Consider the following 10,443-nt stretch of genomic DNA (forward strand, 5'->3'; position numbering starts at 1 on the left):
AAGCCTGTCCGATCAAAAGAGCGATATACCACAGTAAGCTTGGTAACTTTAAACAGCAAGGCTATCCCATTGTCTATATGGATGAAAGCGGCTTTGAGGCTGAAACTATTCGTCCTTATGGCTATGCACCGATTGGTAAGCCTTGTATCGATAGCTACAACTGGCAAGGTAAAAAGCGAACCAACGTTATCGGTGCTCTATATGAAAAGATGCTGTTTGCACTTGATTACTTTGAGACAAACATCAACAGCATCGTCTTCTATCACTGGTGCAAACACAAGCTAATCCCAAGTCTTAAAACCAAATGCGTGATTGTCATGGATAATGCCAGATTTCATAAGAGCAAACGCATTCAAAAGCTACTAAACAGGCATGGTCATCGTATTCTATGGCTGCCACCGTACAGCCCAGACCTAAACCCTATCGAAAAGAAATGGGCTCAAGTGAAGTTTCTACGCCAAGGCTGGATGGAAAATGACTTATCTAAATTGTTTTATGATATTTGTCCAAGGCATAACACTTTTATTTTGAACTGACTATAACGACTTTATTTACAGGGATTATTGGTCGTAACCGAAACCATTCTTACGGACTTATTCTTGCGGGCTGTTGTTACTTAATAAATCGGTTTCATCTGAATTTTCAGCAATTTCTTGCTCAACTTTCTCCATCAGTTTCTGATCAGGACGCGCATCGAGTACTTCATCGGCATTGCGACCTTGTAATATATGCTTGGCCCGTGCCTTTGCTTGTTTCTTATCTTTATCTTCGATGCTAGTACCAGTAGCAGAAGATACATTAGGTGCTTCATCAACTGCATGGATATGAGGCGTTACAGTTGTTTCTGCTGGTGATTTATCGTTCGTTTGACTGCTTTGGAATTGTTCAAAGGCTTTTTCTAACTTATGGTTAAAGCGCAACTGATAAATGGGTTCCGGTAAACTAAAGCCTTCATCTTCTAAGGCATGCTTGGTTTCACGAATGGCGATACTGCGAGCTTTGGAGAAATCCGCTTCCAATTGATTGACCCATACTTGGAACTGTAAAACGATGTTTGACTCACCTACTTCTTTGATAACTGCTGTGACTTTTGGTTTATCTAATGCAAAACCCAACTGACAGATAGCATCGATACCAACCTTGATAGCAGCAAGCGGGTCATCGTTGGCATCAACCCCTAGCTCAAAGGTAAAGCGGCGCTCGGGGTTTTTGGTGTAATTCAAAATCGTCGCTTTAAAAACTTCAGCATTAGGAATACGCAACTGATTGCCATCTAAGGTCATTAAAATAGTGGCGCGTGAGGTTAGGCGTACCACAATGCCTTCTTGATTGTTAATCAAAATATGATCGCGGGCGCGAAACGGCTGGCGGATACTGAGCATCAGCGAGGCAATATAGTTCTCTATCGTGTCTTTGACGGCAAAACCAACGGCGATACCGATCACACCTGCGCCGCCAAGCAGCGTGCCCAAGATAGTCTCGGCACCAATCAAACTTAATGCTAAGATAAGACCGAAAACGATAAATATGACTTTAACGGTCTGGGCAAGCAGCTCTGCAACAAAAGGATTGGGCGTAAGGCGTTGCCACATTTTTTTGCGATTGGAGAGCCAGCTGCCAAACCACGTGACCAAAGCAAATAAAACAATCCCTACGAGTAGTAGCGGCAACGCTTTGACTAGGTTTTTGGTTTGCGCTTTGAGGCTCTGATAAACGGTTGAGACGTTGTCTTGCACATCAAGGGTGCGATTGATTCTATCCTCTACTGTCACTACGTCCGTTAAGCGATTGGTTAGATTAATCGCTTGCTGGGCTTTTTTCTCATTGGGTGTCTCACCGGTTAAGGTAACAACCCCTTGGTTGACGCTGACGTTTACTGCTTGCAAGCCGTCAATTTCTGAAAAAATGCCACTGATACGTTGACGAATGTCATTGTCTTTTAATGGTGTTGGCGTGGTTTCGATTTGAGCGTTATTGGTGCTTTCACCGCTGATAACTGGCGGTTTTTCAACTGGCGCCGGCGCAGTGTCAGAAGTACTTGGCGTCGCAGGGGTAATAGTGATAGCACTATTTAGACTATTATTTGGCTTATTGATGGGTGGGGTGGTAGTCGGCTGAGTGTTTGGTTCATTATTAGTTGCATTATTAGTTCTATGACTACTGGTTGCATGATTATCAGCAACCTCATCATTGACTACAACATTCTCATTTGTGCTACTTTCTGCAGCCGCATAAATGGGGACGCTTAAAAGAGCGCTTAAAAAGATACTTAATAGCAACAATAGCTGAGCGCAGGCCTTTGTCATGATGCGTAACTGGCTTAGCTTGCTCCATCTGCGTAGCTTACGCAATCCAGGCTGGTCAAAATACGCTGCCATAAGTATCCCTTTGTTATTCTAGCTTTACATCACATTTCCAATAGCGCTCTTGACATATGGCGACTAAAACTATTTGCCATCTAGATAAAGCTGCGCTTCACCCAAGTCTAAGGTGCCTTCATAAATCGCGCGGCCAGTGATAATCCCTTCGATACAATCACCATAAGGTTTCAGCAATTCGATATCTTTCATATCGGTGACGCCACCTGATGCAATCACCGGCAGGCCGCCTTCACGTGCTAAATTGACCGTCTGTTCAACATTGACGCCTTGCATCATACCATCACGAGCGATATCGGTATAAACGATTGACGATACGCCAACATCAGCAAAACGCTTGGCAAGCTCAGTCGCTTTAGTATCGGTCACGTTTGCCCAACCGTGCGTGGCAACCATCCCATCTTTGGCATCGATACCGACAATAATGTGTCCAGCAAACTCGCGGCAAGCTTCGGTCACAAAATCTGGATCTTCCACAGCTTTGGTACCAATGATAATATAAGTCAAACCTGCGCTAATATACTGCTCGATGGTTTTCATATTGCGCACACCGCCGCCCAATTGAATCGGCAGCTTAGGGAAAGCTTTTGCAATGTCGTTGACCACTTGTTTGTGTACCGGGATGCCATCAAATGCGCCATTTAAATCGACCAAATGTAAGCGACGCGCGCCTTCATTGACCCAACGCGCTGCCATAGCAACTGGATCATCAGAAAATACCGTATCATCTTCCATACGACCTTGTTTCAAACGCACACATTTACCATCTTTTAAATCGATAGCGGGGATAATAACAGGGACAGCACACATACAGCATTCCTTATAAAAACGATATGAACAATAAAAAAACCATTAAAAAGTGAAACAAGCGTCAATAGCCACTTAATCAAGAGCCACTTCACCAATGGCTACTTAAAAGCGACTGCTTATAAAGTCATTTAGCATAGCAAATTAAAAGCGACGGTTAGGACAAATTCATTAAATAGTAAAAATGGCAGAAAACCAATAATCATAACCATAAGTTTTAGCAGAAGGAATCACTCGTAACATTAGGTAAATTCACTTACCAACTGGCAATTTTAGGTCAGTTTAGCGTATAATCCTAGGTAAATTTGTATTTGTATGATAAAACCTAATCGTCTGCTACCTATTGACGATTGCAATCAGCATAAGGTAAATATGAGCTTTGTATTGGCAGTCAAATTAATACTGAGCTTATCAAGTAATTGAGTTTACCCTGTAATCATAGGTCATTAACCAGCACTTAGATAGCTTTCACAAAGACAGCTTTCGCAAAGTATGAACAAATCACTGATGCCTCATTTATATTCACTCAAATGAAAAGCGCTGCTTAAATTGCAACAACCCTATGATTTCTGATACGACAAATTTTAAGATTTTAATAAATCGTATGGTAGAACTGTATTTTATCTACTGTCCTCCTCGTTGAGGATACTGTTAGATTTGAGAGTTTTGCGATACACCTTGGTAGCCAGTCGTCACTTTGGTCATTCGAATAAGACATTAACGTGTTGTTAAGGAGTCTAAGGTCAGCGTTAATATTCTTACTTGTAGTTATGATGATGTGTCATGTCTAGAGTACTTTTTCACGCCCTTTTTTGGGTTTGCTAAAGCACTTTATTAATGACGCTGTTAGTCATGCTGCCGATATACCAAACAGGACGTCTGGTATCGTTTTAGACTATGGACTAAGTTTTCGCTTATGATTACCATCAAAAAAGGTTTGGATTTACCCATCACTGGTGAACCCTCCCGCGAGATATCTGAGCACAGACCCGCCTATGTAGCACTTGTTGGCTATGATTATGTGGGCATGAAGCCCACGATGAATGTCAAAGAAGGCGACATCGTAGCTAAAGGTCAGCCCGTTTTTGAAGACAAAAAACGGGTCGGCGTTATCTATACTGCTCCTGCTGCTGGTAAGGTCATCGCCGTCAATCGCGGTGAGCGTCGTGTTTTTGAAAGTCTTGTGATTGCGGTCGACCCAAACGGTGAAGAAGTAGAATTTCAGCGCTACGACTCCCAGCAACTTGCTGACCTAAATTCTGAAGTCGTTGAAACCCAACTGCTTGCCTCTGGCGAATGGACCGCATTTCGTACGCGTCCTTATAGCCGCTCTCCTGATATCGGTGCCCGTCCGCACGCTATCTTTGTCACCGCTATGGATACCAATCCACTAGCGTTTGACCCGATGTTGCTGATTAATGAGCAGCTTCAAGCGTTCAATGACGGACTTGCTGTATTATCAACCCTCAGCCCCAAGACCTTTGTCTGCCATCACGGCGATGCCCAGTTGACGCCAGTTGCCAAAACGGCGGTTAATAATGTCACTGAGTATCATAGCTTTGCTGGCAAACATCCTGCTGGTCTGGCTGGCACGCACATCCACTTTTTGCATCCCATCATGCGCGGCGTGACCGTGTGGACGATTGGTTATCAAGACGTGATTGCCATTGGTAAGCTATTTACCACCGGTCGCTTATATACGCGCCGTATGCTTAGCCTAGCTGGCCCTGCGGTTAAAAACCCGCATTTGGTGGTCACCGAGCGCGGCGCGGATATCACGGCATTGACCAAAGGTGAGCTTGCAGCTGGCGAGAACCGTATCATCTCAGGTTCTGTGTTATCGGGCCGCAAGGTGTTGGGTAACACTAATTATCTTGGCCGCTTTCATAATCAAATCAGTGCGCTAACCGAAGGTCGTGAACGTCCAGCGTTTCACTTCTTTACTGCTGGTGCCAATCGCTTTTCTAAATTGCCCATCTATATCTCGCAGTTTTTTGGTGGTAAAAAATATGACTTTACCACTTCGAGCAATGGCTCGCCGCGGGCGATGGTACCAATTGGTGTCTATGAAGAAGTCATGCCTCAAGACTATCTGCCAACGCAGCTATTGCGCGCTTTGATTGTCGAAGACATCGTTAGTGCCGTCGATTTGGGCGTACTTGAATTGGACGAAGAAGATTTGGCATTATGCACCTTTGTATCTCCTGGCAAATATGAATTCGGCGATATTTTGCGTGACAATTTAACGCGCATTGAGCTGGAGGGCTAACCACGATGAAATTTTTACACAATATGTTCGATCGTATGGAGCCGTCTTTCACCAAGGGTGGCAAACACGAAAAGTACTACGCTATCTTTGAGATGTTTGATACGTTTTTACGTCAACCAGGCTCAACGACATACGCATCCTCACACGTGCGCGACGGTATCGACCTGAAGCGTATTATGATTACCGTTTGGTTATGTACCTTCCCTGCGATGTTTTGGGGTATGTATAATATCGGTCATCAAGCATTAACTGCGATTGCGCAGCTTGGCTTACAGCCTGAAGGCTGGCGTACCGTTATCACCAGTATGGCAGGCTACAATCCAGACAGTATCTGGGCAAGCTTTGTCTACGGGGCAATGCAGTTCCTCCCGATTTATATCGTCACCTTTGCGGTCGGTATTCTCTGTGAGATTATCTTTGCTGTCGTGCGCGGCCATGAAGTTAACGAAGGTTTCTTTGTGACTTCTGTGCTATTTGCGCTGTGTCTACCACCAGATATTCCTTTATGGCAAGTAGCCCTAGGTATTATCTTTGGTGTGGTCGTGGCAAAAGAAGTCTTTGGCGGTACGGGTAAAAACTTCTTGAACCCTGCCCTATCAGGTCGTGCGTTCTTGTACTTTGCTTACCCTGCTTATATGTCAGGCGACTCAGTATGGACCGCGGTCGATGGTTTCTCGGGTGCAACGCCACTTGGACTTGCCGCGATTGGCGTCGTCCCAAAAGACTTCGTTGATGTTTATGGCAATGCCATCACGTTGACAGATGCTTTCTTGGGTAATATGCAAGGCAGTATCGGTGAAGTATCGACGCTGGCTATCTTGCTAGGTGCAGTGGTTCTACTTTGGACGCGCATTGCCTCATGGCGCATCATGGCAGGTTGTGTGGTGGGTCTAATTGCCACATCCCTCGTCTTTAACCTAGTTGGTTCTGAAGACAATATGATGATGAGCCTGCCGTTTTACTGGCATTTAGTCATCGGCGGTTTTGCCTTTGGTGCGGTGTTTATGGCAACCGACCCTGTATCAGCTGCGCACACCAATAAAGGCCGCTGGGCTTATGGTATTTTGATTGGTTTTATGACCGTACTCATTCGCGTCGTCAACCCAGCCTTCCCAGAAGGTATCATGCTTGCCATCTTATTCGCCAACTTATTTGCGCCATTATTTGATTACTTTGTGACGCAAGCCAATATCAAGCGCCAAACAGCACGGAGGGTTCGTTATGTCCAAGCCCAAAAGTAATAATGCAAAAACCATCAGCGTGGCGTTGACGCTATGCTTGGTGTGTTCTGTATTGGTCTCAGCGGCAGCTGTTGGTTTAAAACCAGCGCAAGTTGAAAACGCGCGCTTGGACCGTAACAAAAACATCTTAGTCGCCGCTGGTATGTTTGACCCGGCGTCTGATACCAATGAAGATGTGGCTAAGCGTTTTAAAGACTTTGAGGTAAAAATCGTTGACCTTAATAAAGGCGATTACCTCGATGATGACGCGCTAAAAGCCGCTGGCATTCCTGATCGCAATGCATACGATGCCAGTCAGGCGACCAAGAACAAAGCCCTAAGCGAAGATTTGGGCGGTAATGACCCTGCTGGTATCGGCCGTGTTCCTAAATACGCCAAAGTCTATGTCAAAAGTGATGACGCTGGACAACCTGAAATGGTGGTGCTGCCGATTCAAGGCTATGGTCTATGGGGTACGATTTATGGTTTCTTAACGCTTGAAAGTGACATGAATACCATCAAAGGTATCAGTTTTTATGAGCATAAAGAAACCCCAGGTCTAGGCGCTCGTATCGAGGAGCCTGAGTGGCGCGCCATGTGGAGCGGCATTCATTCTTATGACGAAAACGGCGCAGTAGCAACGGGTGTGACCAAAGCCGGTAATCCAAAAGACAACTGGGTAGATGGTATCAGTGGTGCTACTTTGACCAGTCGCGGCGTCAGTAACATGATTCAGTTTTGGCTCGGTGAGCAAGGTTATAAACCTTATCTAGATCATCTGCGTGAAGAGAGCGGTAAAACATTGGCAGATGCAGAAATCAAAGCCAGTCAAAGTCCGTATAAAAAACTGGGTCAGAACTTACATCAACAGCAGACGCATCCCGCAACCGAACTGATCGCAGTAGTGCCAACAGCACACGGCAAGGAGGCATAACATGGCTGATACAAAAACGATTTTAACCTCGCCTATCTTTGACAATAACCCGATTGCCCTGCAAATCTTAGGTATTTGTTCGGCGTTGGCGGTTACTACCAGTGTGGCAAATGCGCTGGTGATGAGTGTGGCGTTGACCTTGGTAACCGCATTCTCAAGCTTCTTTATCTCTATTATCCGTAAGCAAATCCCATCAAGCATTCGTATTATTGTGCAGATGACGATTATTGCGTCATTAGTTATCGTGGTTGACCAGATTTTAAAAGCGGTCGCTTATGACGTCAGTAAAGGCTTGTCGGTATTCGTTGGTTTGATTATCACCAACTGTATCGTGATGGGCCGTGCCGAAGCATTTGCCATGAGCAATCCACCAGTACCAAGCTTTTTAGACGGTATTGGTAACGGTCTTGGTTACTCGGCGGTACTGCTATTTGTCGCGAGTGTGCGTGAGATTTTGGGCGCAGGCAGCTGGTTCGGTATGACCATTTTGCAAACCGCTAACGATGGTGGTTGGTACGTACCAAATGGTCTATTACTATTGCCACCGTCAGCGTTCTTTATTATCGCTCTGTTCATTGTGATTATCCGTACTTGGAAACCTGAACAGGTCGAAGAAGCTGAATTTGTAATGAAGCCGCAATCTAAAGGCATGGCACAAGGAGGCGGTCACTAATGGGACACTATGTCAGTTTATTTATAACCTCGGTCTTTATCGAGAATATGGCGTTGGCCTACTTCTTAGGCATGTGTACCTTTTTGGCGGTATCAAAAAAGGTCTCCACCGCTATTGGTCTTGGAGTCGCTGTGGTCGTCGTGATGGCGATTACCGTACCGCTAAATAACCTTTTGTTTCAGTTCATCTTAAAAAATGGTGCGCTGGCATGGGCAGGTTTCCCTGATATCGACTTAAGCTTTTTGGGCCTACTCAGTTATATCGGTTTGATTGCCGCTGTGGTACAGATTTTAGAGATGTTCTTAGATAAGTTCGTCCCGAGTCTGTATAACGCTCTTGGGGTGTTCTTACCACTGATTACCGTTAACTGCGCCATTTTAGGTGGCGTACTGTTTATGGTTGAGCGTGATTATAACTTCGGTGAATCGATGGTATACGGCGTCGGCGCAGGTTTTGGTTGGGCATTGGCGATTACCGCCTTGGCGGGTATCCGTGAAAAGCTAAAATACTCAGACATTCCAGCGCCGCTGCGTGGTCTTGGTATTACCTTTATCACGGTTGGTCTGATGTCACTTGGCTTTATGTCTTTCGGCGGTATGTCAATTTAAACCGCTAAGATTAAAACCTATTTAGCACTTTGACCTATTTAATTCATTTATTCGGTAGGGGTTCAAAAAACGCAAAGACGTTTTTTCGCTCCCCTACTCCATAGATTAAGGATACCTACCATGGATTACGCTACGGCGATTGGTGGCGTTGCTATGTTTACCGTGATCATCATGGGTCTCGTTGCCATTATTTTGGCGGCGCGCTCAAAATTGGTCAGTTCAGGCGATGTTACTATCCATATCAACGATAATCCCGATAATGACGTCGTGACACCCGCGGGCGGAAAACTGCTACAAACATTGGCAAGCGAAGGTATTTTCTTATCTTCAGCCTGTGGTGGCGGTGGTACGTGCGCGCAGTGTCGTTGCCGCGTTATCGAAGGGGGCGGCTCTATTTTGCCCACCGAAACTGGGTATTTTACCCAAGGCGAAATCCGTAACCACATGCGTCTTGCCTGTCAGGTTGCGGTAAAGCAAGACATGAAAATCGAGATTGACCCTGAGTTTTTTGATGTACAAAAGTGGGAATGTGAAGTTGTCTCGAATGATAACGTTGCCACCTTTATTAAAGAGTTGGTGCTTAAAATTCCAGAAGGCGAGGAAGTTAATTTCCGCGCCGGGGGTTATGTACAGTTAGAAGCGCCGCCGCATGAAGTGCATTATAAAGACTTTGTGATTGACGAAGAATACCGCGAAGATTGGGAAAAGTTCGATATTTTCAAATATGTGTCGAAAGTTGATGAGCCAGTGATTCGTGCTTACTCAATGGCCAACTATCCAGACGAAAAAGGCATTATTAAGTTTAATATCCGTATCGCCAGTCCACCGCCACGCGGTCCTGACGGTATACCACCGGGCAAAATGTCCTCTTGGGTATTTAGCCTCGTACCTGGCGATAAAGTGACGGTTTCGGGTCCTTATGGTGAGTTTTTTGCCAAAGACACCGAAGCTGAAATGATTTTCGTCGGTGGTGGTGCAGGTATGGCACCGATGCGCTCGCACATTTTCGATCAGCTCAAACGCTTAGATACCAAGCGTAAGATTAGCTTTTGGTACGGCGCGCGCTCGATTCGTGAGATGTTCTACGTTGAAGATTATGATCAGCTAGAAGAAGAGTTTGATAACTTTGAGTGGCATGTGGCCTTGTCTGACCCTCTCCCTGAAGACAATTGGGAAGGTCCAACCGGCTTTATCCATAACGTGTTGCTTGAAAATTATCTTAAAGACCATCCAAACCCAGAAGACTGTGAATACTACATGTGCGGGCCACCGATGATGAACGCGGCGGTAATCGACATGCTACACAGCTTGGGCGTGGAAGATGAAAACATCATGCTTGATGATTTTGGTGGCTAAGCCGATTATTTAAATCGGTTGATAAAACCTATTTATTCAACAAGTATCGTTAAGCTAAAAGTATATGATAAATTAAGAGTCTCAATGGAGGCTCTTTTTTATTTCTACAACCTTACAATTATATAGTCAATCCACAATAACACTGGAACAGCCCATATCATGAAGTAGTTTAGGTAGATTATTCTCCATCCAACCTTG

9 protein-coding genes are annotated in these 10,443 nt (G+C 45.1%); 7 read left to right on the top strand and 2 right to left on the bottom strand.

Annotated features, from left to right (window positions below):
• On the top strand, positions 1-536 hold a 536-nt coding region (locus tag B2866_RS12050; protein WP_296194612.1), incomplete at its 5' end, for an IS630 family transposase.
• A gap of 57 nt (positions 537-593) precedes the next feature.
• Here the strand turns inward: B2866_RS12050 and B2866_RS12055 are convergent.
• Both B2866_RS12055 and hisA read right to left on the bottom strand, forming a co-directional pair.
• Entirely contained in the window at positions 594-2,378 is a 1,785-nt protein-coding gene (locus B2866_RS12055) for a mechanosensitive ion channel domain-containing protein (RefSeq protein ID WP_296194615.1), read from the bottom strand.
• A gap of 69 nt (positions 2,379-2,447) precedes the next feature.
• Positions 2,448-3,188, bottom strand: coding sequence for a 1-(5-phosphoribosyl)-5-[(5-phosphoribosylamino)methylideneamino]imidazole-4-carboxamide isomerase (gene hisA, locus B2866_RS12060; protein WP_068408306.1), 741 nt, complete (start codon positions 3,186-3,188; stop codon positions 2,448-2,450).
• 913 nt (positions 3,189-4,101) lie between these two features.
• Here hisA and B2866_RS12065 point away from each other — a divergent pair.
• From B2866_RS12065 to nqrF, 6 genes are all read left to right on the top strand, one after another.
• A complete protein-coding gene (locus B2866_RS12065; RefSeq protein WP_296194618.1) occupies positions 4,102-5,454 on the top strand; it encodes a Na(+)-translocating NADH-quinone reductase subunit A in 1,353 nt (450 codons plus the stop codon).
• 5 nt (positions 5,455-5,459) lie between these two features.
• Positions 5,460-6,695, top strand: coding sequence for an NADH:ubiquinone reductase (Na(+)-transporting) subunit B (locus B2866_RS12070; RefSeq protein WP_296194619.1), 1,236 nt, complete (start codon positions 5,460-5,462; stop codon positions 6,693-6,695).
• A complete protein-coding gene (locus tag B2866_RS12075) occupies positions 6,676-7,608 on the top strand; it encodes a Na(+)-translocating NADH-quinone reductase subunit C (RefSeq protein ID WP_296194621.1) in 933 nt (310 codons plus the stop codon). The genes B2866_RS12070 and B2866_RS12075 overlap by 20 nt, the downstream gene beginning before the upstream one ends.
• A 1-nt stretch (position 7,609) precedes the next feature.
• On the top strand, positions 7,610-8,281 hold the full coding sequence (locus B2866_RS12080) for an NADH:ubiquinone reductase (Na(+)-transporting) subunit D (protein WP_286797280.1): 672 nt from the start codon (positions 7,610-7,612) through the stop codon (positions 8,279-8,281).
• Positions 8,281-8,889 (top strand): NADH:ubiquinone reductase (Na(+)-transporting) subunit E, encoded by a 609-nt coding sequence (nqrE, locus tag B2866_RS12085; RefSeq protein WP_068404382.1) that lies wholly within the window; start codon positions 8,281-8,283, stop codon positions 8,887-8,889. Before B2866_RS12080 ends, nqrE begins: the two co-directional genes overlap by 1 nt.
• A gap of 120 nt (positions 8,890-9,009) precedes the next feature.
• Positions 9,010-10,245, top strand: coding sequence for an NADH:ubiquinone reductase (Na(+)-transporting) subunit F (gene nqrF / locus B2866_RS12090; RefSeq protein WP_296194626.1), 1,236 nt, complete (start codon positions 9,010-9,012; stop codon positions 10,243-10,245).
• Positions 10,246-10,443 lie beyond the last annotated feature (198 nt).

This window comes from Psychrobacter sp. UBA3483 (genome assembly GCF_002377905.1).
In the GTDB taxonomy this organism is placed as follows: Bacteria; Pseudomonadota; Gammaproteobacteria; order Pseudomonadales; family Moraxellaceae; genus Psychrobacter.

Coding starts and splice junctions, on each gene's coding strand:
- B2866_RS12055 (WP_296194615.1), bottom strand. CDS start 2,378: ATGGCAGCGTATTTTGACCAGCCTGGATTGCGTAAGCTACGCAGATGG.
- hisA (WP_068408306.1), bottom strand. CDS start 3,188: ATGTGTGCTGTCCCTGTTATTATCCCCGCTATCGATTTAAAAGATGGT.
- B2866_RS12065 (WP_296194618.1), top strand. CDS start 4,102: ATGATTACCATCAAAAAAGGTTTGGATTTACCCATCACTGGTGAACCC.
- B2866_RS12070 (WP_296194619.1), top strand. CDS start 5,460: ATGAAATTTTTACACAATATGTTCGATCGTATGGAGCCGTCTTTCACC.
- B2866_RS12075 (WP_296194621.1), top strand. CDS start 6,676: ATGTCCAAGCCCAAAAGTAATAATGCAAAAACCATCAGCGTGGCGTTG.
- B2866_RS12080 (WP_286797280.1), top strand. CDS start 7,610: ATGGCTGATACAAAAACGATTTTAACCTCGCCTATCTTTGACAATAAC.
- nqrE (WP_068404382.1), top strand. CDS start 8,281: ATGGGACACTATGTCAGTTTATTTATAACCTCGGTCTTTATCGAGAAT.
- nqrF (WP_296194626.1), top strand. CDS start 9,010: ATGGATTACGCTACGGCGATTGGTGGCGTTGCTATGTTTACCGTGATC.